Source organism: Stenotrophomonas nematodicola (assembly GCF_009467805.1).
Lineage (GTDB): Bacteria > Pseudomonadota > Gammaproteobacteria > Xanthomonadales > Xanthomonadaceae > Stenotrophomonas > Stenotrophomonas nematodicola.
In genome coordinates this window covers 79,356-93,491 of the sequence record NZ_WIAY01000001.1, presented here as the reverse complement: position 1 = coordinate 93,491, position 14,136 = coordinate 79,356, and the positions used below count along the sequence as shown (strand labels likewise).

Annotated in this window: 14 protein-coding genes; 4 read left to right on the top strand and 10 right to left on the bottom strand. The window is 68.7% G+C overall.

The window, feature by feature from the left end; all coding sequences use genetic code 11:
* Nucleotides 1-110 precede the first annotated feature (110 nt).
* Nucleotides 111-1,088 (bottom strand): zinc-binding dehydrogenase, encoded by a 978-nt coding sequence (locus tag GDJ08_RS00395; protein WP_017356451.1) that lies wholly within the window; start codon nucleotides 1,086-1,088, stop codon nucleotides 111-113.
* Between the two features lie 108 nt (nucleotides 1,089-1,196).
* A complete protein-coding gene (locus GDJ08_RS00390; protein ID WP_153164042.1) occupies nucleotides 1,197-1,970 on the bottom strand; it encodes a hypothetical protein in 774 nt (257 codons plus the stop codon).
* A 162-nt stretch (nucleotides 1,971-2,132) separates the two neighbouring features.
* On the opposite strand from GDJ08_RS00390, the gene GDJ08_RS00385 reads away from it, so the two are divergent.
* The gene (locus GDJ08_RS00385; RefSeq protein WP_153164041.1) at nucleotides 2,133-3,482 is read left to right on the top strand and encodes an Nramp family divalent metal transporter; all 1,350 of its coding nucleotides are present in this window, start codon (nucleotides 2,133-2,135) and stop codon (nucleotides 3,480-3,482) included.
* A gap of 81 nt (nucleotides 3,483-3,563) precedes the next feature.
* On the opposite strand, the gene GDJ08_RS00380 is transcribed toward GDJ08_RS00385, so the two are convergent.
* Nucleotides 3,564-3,959, bottom strand: a complete 396-nt coding sequence (locus GDJ08_RS00380) for a MerR family transcriptional regulator (RefSeq protein WP_017356448.1) — start codon at nucleotides 3,957-3,959, stop codon at nucleotides 3,564-3,566.
* A gap of 76 nt (nucleotides 3,960-4,035) precedes the next feature.
* On the opposite strand from GDJ08_RS00380, the gene GDJ08_RS00375 reads away from it, so the two are divergent.
* A complete protein-coding gene (locus tag GDJ08_RS00375; protein ID WP_153164040.1) occupies nucleotides 4,036-4,869 on the top strand; it encodes a class I SAM-dependent methyltransferase in 834 nt (277 codons plus the stop codon).
* Here the strand turns inward: GDJ08_RS00375 and GDJ08_RS00370 are convergent.
* The 7 genes from GDJ08_RS00370 to cyoA are packed head-to-tail and all read right to left on the bottom strand — an operon-like array spanning nucleotide 4,829 to nucleotide 11,323.
* On the bottom strand, nucleotides 4,829-6,355 hold the full coding sequence (locus tag GDJ08_RS00370) for an MFS transporter (RefSeq protein WP_153164039.1): 1,527 nt from the start codon (nucleotides 6,353-6,355) through the stop codon (nucleotides 4,829-4,831). The genes GDJ08_RS00375 and GDJ08_RS00370 overlap by 41 nt on opposite strands.
* A complete protein-coding gene (locus GDJ08_RS00365; protein ID WP_229296405.1) occupies nucleotides 6,352-6,921 on the bottom strand; it encodes an SCO family protein in 570 nt (189 codons plus the stop codon). The genes GDJ08_RS00370 and GDJ08_RS00365 overlap by 4 nt, the downstream gene beginning before the upstream one ends.
* Nucleotides 6,918-7,400, bottom strand: coding sequence for a copper chaperone PCu(A)C (locus GDJ08_RS00360; RefSeq protein ID WP_165699743.1), 483 nt, complete (start codon nucleotides 7,398-7,400; stop codon nucleotides 6,918-6,920). The genes GDJ08_RS00365 and GDJ08_RS00360 overlap by 4 nt, the downstream gene beginning before the upstream one ends.
* Nucleotides 7,397-7,735, bottom strand: a complete 339-nt coding sequence (cyoD, locus tag GDJ08_RS00355; RefSeq protein ID WP_017356213.1) for a cytochrome o ubiquinol oxidase subunit IV — start codon at nucleotides 7,733-7,735, stop codon at nucleotides 7,397-7,399. Before cyoD ends, GDJ08_RS00360 begins: the two co-directional genes overlap by 4 nt.
* Complete coding sequence (gene cyoC / locus GDJ08_RS00350; RefSeq protein ID WP_017356212.1) at nucleotides 7,732-8,370, bottom strand: cytochrome o ubiquinol oxidase subunit III; 639 nt, start codon at nucleotides 8,368-8,370, stop codon at nucleotides 7,732-7,734. Before cyoC ends, cyoD begins: the two co-directional genes overlap by 4 nt.
* Complete coding sequence (cyoB, locus tag GDJ08_RS00345; RefSeq protein WP_017356211.1) at nucleotides 8,367-10,346, bottom strand: cytochrome o ubiquinol oxidase subunit I; 1,980 nt, start codon at nucleotides 10,344-10,346, stop codon at nucleotides 8,367-8,369. Before cyoB ends, cyoC begins: the two co-directional genes overlap by 4 nt.
* A 2-nt stretch (nucleotides 10,347-10,348) precedes the next feature.
* A complete protein-coding gene (cyoA, locus tag GDJ08_RS00340) occupies nucleotides 10,349-11,323 on the bottom strand; it encodes a ubiquinol oxidase subunit II (protein WP_153164037.1) in 975 nt (324 codons plus the stop codon).
* A gap of 191 nt (nucleotides 11,324-11,514) precedes the next feature.
* On the opposite strand from cyoA, the gene GDJ08_RS00335 reads away from it, so the two are divergent.
* Nucleotides 11,515-12,897 (top strand): aminotransferase-like domain-containing protein, encoded by a 1,383-nt coding sequence (locus GDJ08_RS00335; protein WP_153164036.1) that lies wholly within the window; start codon nucleotides 11,515-11,517, stop codon nucleotides 12,895-12,897.
* A 91-nt stretch (nucleotides 12,898-12,988) separates the two neighbouring features.
* Nucleotides 12,989-14,122, top strand: a complete 1,134-nt coding sequence (locus GDJ08_RS00330; RefSeq protein WP_153164035.1) for a phosphotransferase enzyme family protein — start codon at nucleotides 12,989-12,991, stop codon at nucleotides 14,120-14,122.
* Nucleotides 14,123-14,136 lie beyond the last annotated feature (14 nt).

Below are 14,136 nucleotides of genomic sequence, written 5' to 3'. Positions count from 1 at the left end.
ATTTTATCATCGTCACCGCAGCGGCCGGCACAGGCGCGGGCGAGCCAGCCACGGAACCCCAACGCGCGCGCGGTCACGAACACTTTCCTCACCCCCGTCCGCGGCCCGACTCAGGGCCGCAGCAGCACCTTGCCGCTGCGACCCGCTTCGAGGCTGGCACGCGCCGCGGCGGCCACGTCCTCCAGACCGTACACCCCTTCAACGGGCAGGCTCAGGCCGCCGTTGGCCGCCAGCTGCAGCAGCTCGCCGACCAGACGCCGTTTGTCGTCCGGTGCCATCGCCTGGCTGACTTTGCTGCCCCAGAAGCCCTTGACCGTGGCCTGCTTGAAGATCACGTCGCCCGAATTGAGCTGCATGGGCTCGCCGCTCATCGACCCGAACGACACCAGCGTGCCGCCGTCGCCGAGCAGGGTCATCAGCTCGCTGCTGGCCCGGCCGCCGACCGAGTCGACCGCCGCGGCGATGGACTGCTCGCCCACCAGCGTCTGCAGCTGGGCCATCCAGTCCGAGCGTGCGGTGGAGACGGTGTGCTCGATGCCCAGCGCCGCCATGTCGGCCACGCCGTCATCGCGACGCACCAGGTTCACGCAGTGCACCCCGCGCGCCTTGGCCAGCATCGCCAGCGCCTTGCCCACCGCGCCGTTGGCCGCGTTCTGCAGGATCCATTGACCCGGCCGCACCTGCAGGAACTCCAGCAGCATCAGCGCGCTCAGCGGCATGGCGATCAATTGCGCGGCCACCTCGTCCCCGATCGCGTCGGGCATCGGAATGACCATGCGTGCCGGAGCGATGAAGGCCTCGGCCCAGGTGCCGTGCACCGAGGCCGCGCTGACCCGCTGCCCAACCTGCAGTCCTTCCACACCGGCGCCGAGGGCATCAATGACGCCGGTTGCCTCGCTGCCGCCAATGGCGGGCAGCGGCGGCTTGTAGCCGTAGCGCCCGCGCACGGTCCACAGGTCGTGGTTGTGGATGGGGGCCAGGACGGTGCGGATGCGTACCTCGCCCGTGTCCGGCTCGGGCAGGCGGGCCTGGTCGCAGCGCAGCACATCGGCCGGCTCGCCGAAACGGTCATGCAGGGCCGCCCGCATCAGCGGCTCCCGACGCGGCAGGCGGCGTCGCGCGGGGTGGGGAACGGTGCAACACGGAGCGGGATCGTCATGGGGGATCTCCTGAAAGGATGGAAGACGGCGCTGCGCTCAGCGCCGGTGACGGTGCGCTGCGACGACCGCCGGCACCGGATGGCGCCAGGCGCGTGACCGCAGCAGCAGGGTCTGCAGGACCAGCAGCGCACCGGCTGCCAACGCAAGCACGGCGATGCTGTCCGCACCCGGCAGGGTCCAGCCGGACTGCTTGATGTGTACGCCCACCAGCGCCCAGACCACGGCGGCCGGATAGGCGAAATGACCGCGCAGGCGATGGTTGGCCCACCACGCCAGCAGCGTGGCCATCACCAGCAGCACCACGCTCCAGCCGAACATGTTCCGGGTGGGCAACCACTGGTAGGCCACGATGACCTGCGCGGTGTTGAGGAAGGCGGCCATGCTCAACCAACCCGCATGCAGCGCCAGGGGGTAGGCGGCCCAGGCGCGCTGGGCGCCGCTGGCGTTGAGCGGCGACGCGCGGAACGCAGCCACCAGCAGGCAGATCAAGGCAGCCCAGATGATGGCCAGCGCCGGCAGGAACCACTGGTTGGAGAACACCGGCATCCACGCGGCGGTCAGCGCGAAACCGGCGGCCGCCCAGCCGCGCACGCCATCGAGATCGGGCTTGCGCCGACGCAGCTGCCACAGCCCGAACACCACATCCCACAGGAAGATCAGGCCCCAGATCGCAAAGGCGTAACCGGCCGCCACCAGCAGGGTGGGATAGCGGTCGGAGATGGCGCCATTGGTCGGACCGAACATGCCGGACTGCGAAAACCACGAGACGACCGGCATGGCCATTGCGGCCAACAACACAATCCAGCGCATGCATCACCTGCTCAACGAAAGAGCGATGACGATACGCGGTCTGCGGTTAAGACGGTGGCATTGCCCGCCAGAGCCCACCCCCTCTCCGGCGTGGCCGGTTCACGAGGCGATACGGCCTGATATTGCAATTACTTACTAATATAGCCTTTGCTATATTGAGGCATGGACCGCCCTCGCCTCCCCGCTCCTGCAGACCCCGCCTGGCCGGCGACGCCCGGACACAGCCCGAGCCTGGGTGAGATGAACGCCAGCGTGGCCGTGCCGAGTGGGGGCCATTGGTGGTTCCGCCTGCTGGCCTTCCTCGGCCCGGGCTACATGGTGTCGGTGGGCTACATGGATCCGGGCAACTGGGCGACCGACATCGCCGGTGGCGCGCAGTTCGGCTACCTGCTGCTGTCGGTGATCCTGCTGTCCAACCTGATGGCGATCGTGTTGCAGGGCCTGTCAGCGCGGCTGGGCATCGCCACCGGCCGCGACCTCGCCCAAGCCTGCCGCGACCATTTCAGTCGGCCGGTGAACCTGGGCCTGTGGCTGCTGTGCGAGATGGCGATCATCGCCTGTGACCTGGCCGAAGTCATCGGTACCGCCATTGCACTGAAGCTGCTGTTCGGCATTCCGCTCCTTGCCGGCGCGGTCATCACGGCCGTGGACGTCGTGCTGGTGCTGCTGCTGATGCATCGCGGTTTCCGCGCACTGGAAGCGTTCGTCATCGCGCTGCTGCTGGTGATTTTCGGCTGCTTCGCGGTCCAGATCGTGCTGGCCGCGCCGCCGCTGCAGGCCGTGCTGGCCGGCTTCATCCCGCATGCCGAGGTGGTGACCAACCCGCAGGCGCTGTACCTGGCCATCGGCATCATCGGCGCCACGGTGATGCCGCACAACCTGTATCTGCATTCCTCGATCGTGCAGACCCGCGCGTATCCACGCACCGACCCCGGCCGCCGCAGTGCGCTGCGCTGGGCGGTGGCCGACAGCACCCTGGCGCTGATGCTGGCCTTGCTCATCAATGCCTCGATCCTGATCCTGGCGGCGGCCGTGTTCCATGCACACGGCCGCACCGACGTGCAGGACATCGAGCAGGCCCATGAGCTGCTGGCACCCATGCTGGGCGTGGGACTGGCTTCCACGCTGTTCGCCGTTGCCCTGCTCGCCTCGGGCATCAACTCCACGGTGACCGCGACGCTGGCGGGCCAGATCGTGATGGAGGGCTTTCTGCGGCTGCGCATCGCGCCGTGGGCGCGCCGGCTGATCACCCGCGGCATCGCCATCGTCCCGGTGGTGGTCGTGACCGCCCTCTACGGCGACCAGGGCACCGCGCGGCTGCTGGTGCTCAGCCAGGTACTGCTGTCCATGCAGCTGCCGTTTGCGGTGATTCCGCTGGTCCGCTTCGTATCCGACAGGACCCGAATGGGGGTGCTGGTCGCCCCGCGCTGGCTGATCGCACTGTCCTGGGTGATCGCAGCGGTGATTGTGGTGCTCAACGTGAAGCTGCTGGTGGATACGCTGGCAGGCTGACCAGCGTGCGGTCGTACCCGTGCCGCCAACCCACGCCGCTGTCGATCCGGGTGGTGAGTACACCGATCCGCCAGCAGAGCGTCAGCGTGGTCCCGCCGCGCGCCGCATCAAGGCGCGGAAGCGCGGACACGCCAGATGGCTGGAGGCGCGGCACGCGGCCGCGTGGCGCAGACCATCGCGCACGCGGATCATGGTCTGGATGCTGCGGTCGAGTGCATCAGCCCTGGCGCTCAGCTGCGCGCGGTCGAAGCCGCCCGCCCCTGCCGTGCCGAGCAGCGCACCGATGTCCTGCAGGGTCATGCCCGCCGCGCGCCCCAGTGCGATCAACGCCAACTGCTCCAGCACGCCGGCATCGAACACCCGGCGCAGCCCGCGCCGCCCGATCGCGCGGATCAGTCCCACGCTCTCGTAGTGGCGGAGTGCCGAGGCCGCCAGTCCCGAGCGGCGAGCGACCTCGGCGATATCCATTTCCTGCATGGCTTGACCTCATGTGCACTTGAAGTGGCACAGTGCGGGCTCCCTCCCCTGCTGGCAAGTCCGAAGCGAGTCCGCGATGACCGACACCCCCCAACACGCGCTGTGGAATGGCCCGGCCGGCCAGGCGTGGGTGCAGGCGCAGTGCCTGCTCGACGCCATGTTCGCGCCCCTGGCGCGGGTGCTCGCCGATGCGGTCCCGCCGGGCGCGGATTGGCAGGTGCTCGATGTCGGCTGCGGCACCGGCGCGGTGAGCCTGGCAATTGCCGGCCGGCTGGGTACCGATGGCCACTGTACGGGCGTCGACATCTCCGCACCGATGATCGACACCGCACGCGCAAGGGCGCGCGACGATGCCGTGGCGGCAACCTTCCTGGTCGCCGACGCACAGCGCCATGCCTTTCCAGCCGCCCGCCTTGACCGCGTGGTGTCACGCTTCGGGGTGATGTTCTTTGACGATCCGCAGCGTGCCTTTGCCGGACTGCGCGATGCCACCCGCACCGGCGGCGCCCTGCACGCCATCGTCTGGCGCGCGGCGGCCGAGAACCCGTTCATGACCACCGCCGAACGCGCGGCGGCACCGCTGCTCCCGCTGCCGCCGCGCCCCACGGGCGGCCCGGGGCAGTTCGCGTTCGCCGCCCGCGACGCGGTCGCGGACCTGCTGGCAGCGAGCGGCTGGACCGATATCCGGATTGAACCGCTGGACGTGGTCTGCCGCATCACGCGTGCGGAGCTGACGCGCTACGTGGCCCTGCTGGGTCCGGTGGGCCAGGCGCTGCGTGACCCGGACGTCGATGCCGCGCTCCGCACCCGCGTGCTGGCGGCGATGGACGCGGCGTTCGCGCCCTTCATCGATGGCGACACAGTGGCCTTCACCGCCGCCTGCTGGGCGCTGCACGCCCGCGCGCCCTGACCGGTGGTCGCATCAATACCCCGGTCAGCGCCAGTGCGGCCAGTGCGATGCCCGCCGCCGTCAGGAACGCATACACCGCGCCGCCTGCATACGCCTGGCGTGCCAGGCGCCCCATGCCATCGGCGGCCATCGACAGCTCGCCCACCACCACGCGCTCCAGCAGGGCCGGCGACACGGCGTGACCGGCCTCGGCAAAGGACTGTGCCGCCGTGGCGCGTACCTGGCTCGACAGCACCGCGCCCAGCGTGGCGAAGCCGAGCAGAATGCCCGAGAACCGCGCGGTCGTACTGATCCCGGAGGCCATGCCCGCGCGCTCGGGCGGCATCACGCTCATGATCGCCTTCTGCGTTTCGCCATTGAGCAGCCCGCCCCCGCTGCCCAGCACCGCCATTGACAGCAGCAGGCCCAGGTCACTGTGCCGCCACAGCGCCAGTGCGATGCCGAGGTTGCCAAGCACCGCCACACCAAGGCCGAGCGCCAGCAGCCTGCCGGTCGGCCAGCGGCGGCCGAGACGACGCCCAGCGAAGGGCATCAACAGCATGGCCAGCGCAAACGGCAGCATGTGCAGCGCGGCCTCCAGCACACTGTCGCCGCGTACGTTCTGCAGCAACAGCGGCAGCAGCGAGGCCATTACCTGCACCGCTGCGGCATAGGCGAACATCGCGACCACCGCACCGACCACCGCCGGGTACCGGAACAGGCCCAGGTCGAGCATCGGCTGCGCACGGCGGCGCTCGACCACCACAAAGGCGCCGGCCAGCGCGGCGGCGGCGAACAGCCAGGGCAGCACCGTCACGCTCGACCAACCCGCCACAGGGCCTCGGATCAACCCCCACGTCCATGCCAGCATCGCGCCGGCGAACAGCAGCACGCCCGGCACATCGAGCGGTCGTCGCTGCGGATCGCAGGAGTCGGCGATGCGGCGCGCGCTCATCGCGGCCAGCAGCAGGCACAGCGGCAGGTTCAGGTGGAAGGCCCAACGCCAGCCCAGCCAGGTTGCGATCACACCCCCGATCAGCGGTGCCAGCACCATCGTCAAGCCCATGATCGCGCCCCAGACCGCCCACGCCCGCGCACGCGACGCAGCGCCCTGGTGCGCATGGCCGATCAGCGACAGCGCTGGCGCCAGCATGAATGCCGCCGCCGCGCCCTGCCCGCCCCGTGCCAGGTACAGCACCGGCGCGCTCGCGGCCGCCCCGCAGGCCACCGAGGTCGCCGCAAACAACAGGAGCCCGATGACGTACAGCCGCCGGCGACCGATCCGGTCGGCCAGCGTTCCGGCCGGCAGCAGCAGCGAGGCGAAGCACAGGACGTAGGCGCTCACCACCCACTCGATATCGGCGAAGCTGGCCGACAGATCCCGTGCGATGGTCGGCAGCACCACGCCCACCACGTTGGTGTCCAGCACGGTCAGTGCGCAGCCCGCGGATGCCAGCAGCAGCACCGCATCCGGTCCGCCCACGCGTGCCGGCGCTGCCGGGTTCATTCGCCCGGCACGGCCAGGCGCGCGCGCAGCCTCGCTTCGATTTCGCGGTCGTCCAGCGCGTAGCCGTACACGTCCTGGAGCGCGCCATCGGCACCCAGCAGGAACCAGGACGCGGTGTGTTCGAAGGTCGCCGCGTCACCCTCGCCCACGCGGCGGTACGTCACGCCCAAGCTTTCAGCCACGGCACGGGTGCCGGCCTCGTCGCCGGACAGGCCGATGAAGCCGGGATCAAACGCGGCCAGGTACTCGCGCAGGTGCGCCGGCGTATCGCGTGCCGGATCGACCGTCACGAATACCACCTGCAGGCGGTCGCCAAGTGGACCCAGCCGGCGCTTGAACTGCACCGCCTTGTACAGGCTCAGCGGGCACACCTCGGGGCAGTGGGTGAAGCCGAAGAACAACAGCGTCGGCTGGCCCCGCAGCCCGGCGATGGACAGGCGCCGGCCGTCGCTGCTCTGCAATGCCACCGACTGCAGCGCGGCCTGCCCCATCACCGGCGCATCGGCCGCCTGGCAGGCCGCCAGCACCCCGCACGCCGCCAGCACCACTGTCCGCAACGCGCTCACCGGGCACCCCCCGACATCGCGTCAGCGTTGCGCACCACGAAGTCCACCGGCAGCGTTCCCGCGCGTTCGAACTGCAGCAGCACGCGGACCACCTGACCCTCCTGCAATGGCCGCTTGGGGGTCATCAACATGAGGTGGTAACCGCCGGGCTGCAGCGCTGCCGAGGCCCGGGCAGCCAACGGCAGGCCATCCGGCAATGCGTGCATGCGCATCACATCCCCGTCCATGCGCATCGCGTGGATCTGCACCTGCGCGACGTCCTTGCAGGTTGCGCCCACCAGGCGGTCGTCAGCGCCGGTATTGTGCAGCTGGATGTAGCCCGCCGCGACCTGCGCCGCCGGCGGCGGCAGCCGGATCCACGCTGCATCGTAGGTGATCCCCGGGGCCGCAGCAGGTGCGGCAACCGCATCCCCGGGCGAGCACACCACGCCGGCACCGGTCAGGATGGCCGCGAGCAGGACGCCAGACACGCGCGTCATTGCATCGGCATCATGTTGAGCATGGCGTTGTGCATCACCCATAGCGAGCCGGCCACCACGATGGCGATCAGGAACGCCGTGCACAGGAAGATGCCGGTGTTCTCCCGCTGGCTGCGGCCAGCCCCGATATGCAGGAACAGCACCAGCTGGGCCACCAGCTGCACCACGCACAGCACCACGATGGAGGTGAGCCGCAGCGGCTGGGGCACCAGTTCGGTCATGACCACGCCAAACGACGCGCCGGTCAGCACCAGGCACAGCACCAGACCGGCGATGTAGCCCTTCAGGGTGGCGTGGCCACCGCCGTGATCGGCATCGGCAGCAGAGTGGCTCATACGAACTCCCGCAGGTAGACGAAGGTGAACACACAGATCCAGATCAGATCCAGGAAGTGCCAGAACAGGCTCAGGCAGGCCAGGCGGCGGCGCACGATGCCATCCAGGCCGAACGTCAGGACCTGGTGGATCATGATGGCCAGCCACAGCAGGCCGAACGTGACGTGCAGGCCGTGCGTGGCCACCAGGGTGAAGTACGCCGACAGGTAGGCGCTCACATCCGGGGTTGCGCCCTCATGGATCAGTTCGGCGAACTCGTACAGTTCCATGCCGATGAACACTGCACCCAGCACACCCGTTACGGCGAGCCAGCCGACCACCTGGTTGCGTCGCCCGGCCTGCATGCCAAGCATCGCCAGGCCGAAGGTGAAGCTGCTGAGCAGCAGCACCACCGTCTCGGACAGCACGAACCCCAGCTTGAACAGCTCCTTGCCGCTGGGGCCGTCGGCGGTCCCGTTGAGCAGCACCCCGAACGTCGCGAACAGTACCGCGAAGATCAGGCAGTCGCCCATCAGGTACATCCAGAATCCGACGACGGTCTTGCTGCCGTCGTCATGGTGCTCGTGCGCGGCGTGGTGCCGGCCGACGTCGCGTGTCTCGTGCAGCGGCGCTGCACTCCGGGTATCGCCGCTCATGCCCTGGCTCCTTCCATCTGCGCAAGGTGCGCCTCTTCGATGCGTTTCACCTCGGCCGCGGGCACGTAGTAGTCCACGTCGCGGTCATAGGAACGCAGCACGAACGTGGCGATCACACCGACCAGACCGATGCCGGCCAGCACCCACATATGCCAGACCAGCGCGAAGCACAGCACCAGACTGAACGCCGAGATCACCACGCCGGAGGCGGTGTTGCGTGGCATATGGATGTCCTCGTAGTGGTCCTGCCGCTGCCAGGCGCGGCCATGCTGCTTGTCGTCCCAATGCTGTTCCAGCGACGTGATCACCGGCAGCCTGGCGAAGTTGTAGAACGGCGGCGGCGAGGACGTCGCCCATTCCAGGCTGCGCGCATTCCACGGGTCGCCGGTCAGGTCCTGGTTGGCCTTGCGGTCGCGCACGCTGACGTAGAACTGGATGAACATCGCCGCGATACCGGCAGCGATCACCAGTGCACCGATGGCCGCCACGATCAGCCACGGCTGGTAGCCGTCGATCGCGTAGTGGTTCATGCGCCGGGTCATGCCCTTGAAGCCAAGCACGTACAGCGGCATGAAGGCCAGGTAGAAGCCGATCAGCCAGCACCAGAAGGAGATCTTGCCCCAGCGCTCGTTGAGGGTGAAACCGAACGCTTTCGGGAACCAGAAGCTGATGCCGGCCAGGCAGCCGAACACCACGCCACCGATGATCACGTTATGGAAATGCGCGATCAGGAACAGGCTGTTGTGCAGAACGAAGTCCGCGCCCGGAATGGCGAGCATCACGCCGGTCATGCCACCCAGTGCGAAGGTGACCATGAAGCCGATCGTCCACATCGTCGAGGAGTGGTAGCGGATGCGCCCCCGGTACATGGTGAACAGCCAATTGAACAGCTTCACCCCGGTAGGAATGGAGATGATCGAGGTCATGATGCCGAAGAACGCATTGACGTTCGCGCCCGAGCCCATCGTGAAGAAGTGGTGCAGCCACACGAAGAACGACAGGATGCCGATGGACGAGGTCGCGTAGACCATCGAACGGTAGCCGAACAGCGGCTTGCCGGAGAAGGTGGCGATGATCTCGGAGAACGCGCCGAAGCACGGCAGGATCAGCACGTAGACTTCCGGATGGCCCCAGATCCAGATCAGATTGACGTACATCATGGCGTTGCCGCCGGCATCATTGGTGAAGAAGTGCATGCCGAAGTAGCGATCCATCGTCAGCAGCGCCAGGGTCGCGGTCAGCACCGGGAAGATCGCCACGATCAGGATGTTGGTGATCAGCGCGGTCCAGGTGAACACCGGCATCTTCATCAGGTCCATGCCCGGCGCACGCATCTTGAGGATGGTCACGATGAAGTTCAGGCCGGTCAGCGTGGTGCCGATACCCGACACCTGCAGCGACCAGATGTAGTAGTCCACGCCCACTGTGGGGCTGTACTCGATCCCCGACAGCGGCGGATAGGCCACCCAGCCGGTGGCGGCGAAGTCGCCGACGAACATCGACGCCATCACCAGCACCGCGCCCACCGCCGACAGCCAGAAACTGAGCGAGTTCACGAACGGGAACGCGACGTCGCGCGCGCCGATCTGCAGCGGCACCACCACGTTCATCAGGCCCACGATGAGCGGGGTCGCCACGAAGAAGATCATGATCACGCCGTGCGCGGTGAAGATCTGGTCGTAATGCTCCGGCGGCAGGTAGCCGGCCGCATCGTTGGCGGCGATCGCCTGCTGGGCGCGCATCATCAGAGCGTCTGCAAAGCCTCGCACCAGCATGACCAGCGCCAGGATGATGTACATCACACCGATCTTCTTGTGGTCCACCGAGGTGATCCACTCGGTCCACAGATAGCCCCACTTCCTGTAGTACGTGATGGCCGCGATGATCGCCGCGCCCAGCAGCACCGAGCCCGCCAGTGCCGACATGATGATCGGGTCGTGGTAGGGAATCGCTTCCAGGTTCAACTTTCCAAGCACAATCAGTTCTCCGCGGTACGGCTGGCAGGCGCGGCCAGGCTCACCAGTTGGGATGTGGCGCCAGGCTCCTCGCCCGGCAGGCAGATTTCGTCGTCGGGCATGCCGCCGTAGCGACGCACCACGCTGGAGAACAGGCCGGCATCGACGCTGGCGAAGCGCTGCATCGGTGCGCCGTGGGTCGGCGTTTCCAGGACCTCCAGGCGCGTCGCGCCCAGGTGCTCCCCGGTACCGCGGGCCTGCACCAGCCACTGTTGGAAGTCCGCCTCGGTGACCACGCGTGCATCGAACTTCATGTCCGAGAAGCCCGAGCCGCTGTAGGCCGAGGACATGCCGGCGTAGGTGCCTGGCGTGTGACCGATCAGGTGCAGGCGGGTCTGCATGCCGGCCATCGTGTACACCATGCTGCCAAGCTGCGGCACGAAGAAGGCGTTCATCATCGACTCGGAGGTCAGCTTGAACGCCACCGGCGTATCGACGGGCATCACCAGCTCGTTCACCGTGGCCACGTTGTGGTCGGGGTAGATGAACAGCCACTTCCAATTGAGTGCCACCACTTCCACGCGCAGCGGCGCCTTGTCCGAGGCAATCGGCCGGTACGGGTCCAGCGCGTGCGTGCTGCGCCAGATCAGCACGCCCAGCACCACCACGATCAGGCACGGAATGGTCCACACGACCACTTCGATCGCGGTGGAGTGCGACCAGTCCGGTGCGTAGGTCGCCCGGGTGTTGGATTCGCGGTAGCGCCACGCGAAGTACAGCGTGAGCAGGATCACCGGCACTACCACCAGCAGCATCAGTCCGGTACAGACCAGGATCAGCTGCATCTCCTGCTCGGCGATACTGCCCTTGGGATTGAACAGCTCCAGGTTGCTGCACCCTGAAAGCAGCGGCAGCAGGGCGGCGAGGCCGAACCATCGTCCGGCGTTGCGGCGGCCGGACGATGGCGTCCGGCGAGCGGTGTGTATAGCTGGGTTCATGCGTGACGGCCCTTCCAACGCGGTACCCGGGCCGGGGCGGCCCGTAACAGGAAAGTGGCGGACGCCCCCCTGCATGACCGATATGCATGGGGGGTGCCCGCCGCAGCCGCGTACGTTAGGCAACGACATGATCCATACATGATGCGACACACTGTCGCAGGCGCCTGCGCGGCGGCGGGTAAGATGCGGCAATGAACGCAACGACCGCCGAGTGGCAGCGCCTCATCGCCGACGGCCACGGGCCGGTGTACCTGCGCATCGTGCAGGCGCTGGAGCGCGCGGTCTGGTCCGGCACGCTGCGCCCCGGCCAACGCCTGCCGGCGCAGCGCAGCCTGGCCAGCGAGCTTGGCGTGGACCTGACCACGATCACCCGCGCCTTCAACGAGGCACGCAAGCGCGGGCTGATCGACGCGCGCGGGCCGTTGGGTTCGTTCGTGGCACCGCCGCAGGTCGAGCTGGCGCAGCTGGTCGACCTGAGCATGAACCTGCCGCCGAGCCCCGGCGGGAGCCAGGTGGCCGAGGTGCTGCGGCGCGGGCTGTCGTCGGTACTGACCCGCAGCGATGCCGGCAACCTGATGACCTACCACGTCGGCGGCGGCAGCGCGGCCGACCAGTTGGCGGCCGCCCAGTGGCTGAAACCCATCCTCGGTCGATGCGAGCCGGCACGGCTGGTGGTCACCGAAGGCGCGCAGGCAGCGTTGTCGGCGTTGCTGCTGGCCCTGACCGACGCAGGCGATACGGTGCTGTGCGAGCCGCTGGTGTACCCCGGCCTGCTGCACGCCGCACGGGTGCTGCAGCGGCGTCTGCAGGTGGTGGACAGCGACGAGCACGGCATGCGCCCGGACGCGCTGCGCCGGCTTGCCCGCACCACCGGCGCGCGCGTGGTCTACCTCAACCCGACCGCGCAGAATCCTACCGCACACACGCTGCCCGACGCCCGTCGGCGCGCGTTGGCCGAGGTGCTGCGCGCGCAGGACCTGCATCTGATCGAGGACGACCCGTACTGGCTGCTTGGCGAGGATGCGCCTGCCCCGCTCGCGCTGCTCGCGCCCGCGCACACCTGTTACATCTCCACCCTGTCCAAATGCCTCAGCCCGGGGCTGCACACCGCATTCGTGCACCTGCCCGACGGCGTCGCCCGGCAGGCGGTGCTGGATGCGCTGCGCGCCGTCAATCTGATGGCACCGCCCCTGATGAACGCACTGGTCACCCAGTTGATCCTGGACGGCTCGGCGCAGGCGATGCTCAGGCTGGTTCAGGACGAGGCGGCCGAGCGACGCTACCTGGCGCGCTCCGCGCTGTCGCCCCGGTTTCTGCAGGCCTGCGCCGGCGTGCACGCCTGGTGCCGGTTGCCCGCGCACTGGACCGATGTCAGCCTGACCCACGCCGCCCGCCTGCAGGGCCTCGGCATCGCGCCGTCGTCGGCCTTCACGCCGGAAGGCGTGGCAATCAGCGATGCCGTACGGATCTCGCTGGGGGCAGCCGCCGACCGCCAGGCGCTGCATCGGGCGCTGCGCCAGCTCGACCAGCTGATGCACCTGCCTGCGGGCCAGGAAGCGACATGGACGGTGTGACCACCGCGCCGGGCGGAGTAGCATGTGCGCCCCCGCTGCGACGGCAGGCCCGTCGGCCTGTCCCCGCAGCACCGTCTCCGACCGCCACGCCATGACCCTTCCCAACCACCGCGTCCAGGGCCTCGACAACGACGAGGTGGCCCCCGACTGGCCCGCCATCGACGCGACCGAGATCGCCTGGCTGCGCACGCGCTTCCCTGCGTTGCAGGGGGATGCAGCGCTGCAGTGGCACAGTCCCCGCCCGCTGTCCGCTGCGGCCATCGTCGGCCGCGGCGCGGATGCGGTGTTCGTCAAGCGGCACCACGCCACCGTGCGCAGCGCCGCCACCCTGCAGGAAGAGCACGGGTTCATCGACCACCTCGCCACTCGGGGCGTTCCGGTGGCTTCACTGCTGCGTGACCGGGATGGCGCAACAGCGGTCGAGCATGCCGGCTGGACGTACGAACTGCATCGTGTGGGCCACGGCGCCGACCTGTATCGCGACGCACCGTCCTGGACACCGCTGACCGACGTGGGCCACGCCCGTGAAGCCGGCCGCGCCCTCGCAGAACTGCACCAGGCCGCTGCCGGTTACACCGCCGCCCAGCGCGGCACCCATCTGCTGGTGGCCCGCGACGACCTGATCCGTGCCCGCGACCCGCTCGCGGCGCTCGCCGCGCAGCTGGACGAGCGCCCCGCCCTCGCCGACTACCTGGCCGGCACCGCCTGGCAGGACGATCTGCAGCGCGATCTGCTGCCCTGGCATGCGCGCGTGGGCGTGCGCCTGGACCAGGAACCGCGATTGTGGGCACACAACGACTGGCACGTGTCCAACCTGCTCTGGCACCAGGACGTCACCGGCGACCGGGTCGGCACGGTGCTCGACTTCGGCCTGGCCTCGCCGACCAGCGCCCTGTTCGACCTCGCCACCGCGATCGAGCGCAATGCGATCGCCTGGCTGGACCTGGACGGCACGATGCCGGTCCGGCCCGATATCGCGCTGGCGCTGGTCGACGGATATCGGGCCGTACTGCCGCTGTCGGCGGCACGCGTTCATCTGCTGGCAGACCTGCTGCCGCTGGTGCACCTGGATTTCGCCCTGTCCGAGGTGGAGTACTTCCACGGGGTGACGCGGTCCACGCCCAACGCACATGTGGCCTACCGGACCTTCCTGCTGGGCCATGCGCAGTGGTTCGGCACGCCCCGCGGCACCGCGCTGCTGGCGGCGTTGCATGCCGCTGCCTGAACCCGTGCTCGCAA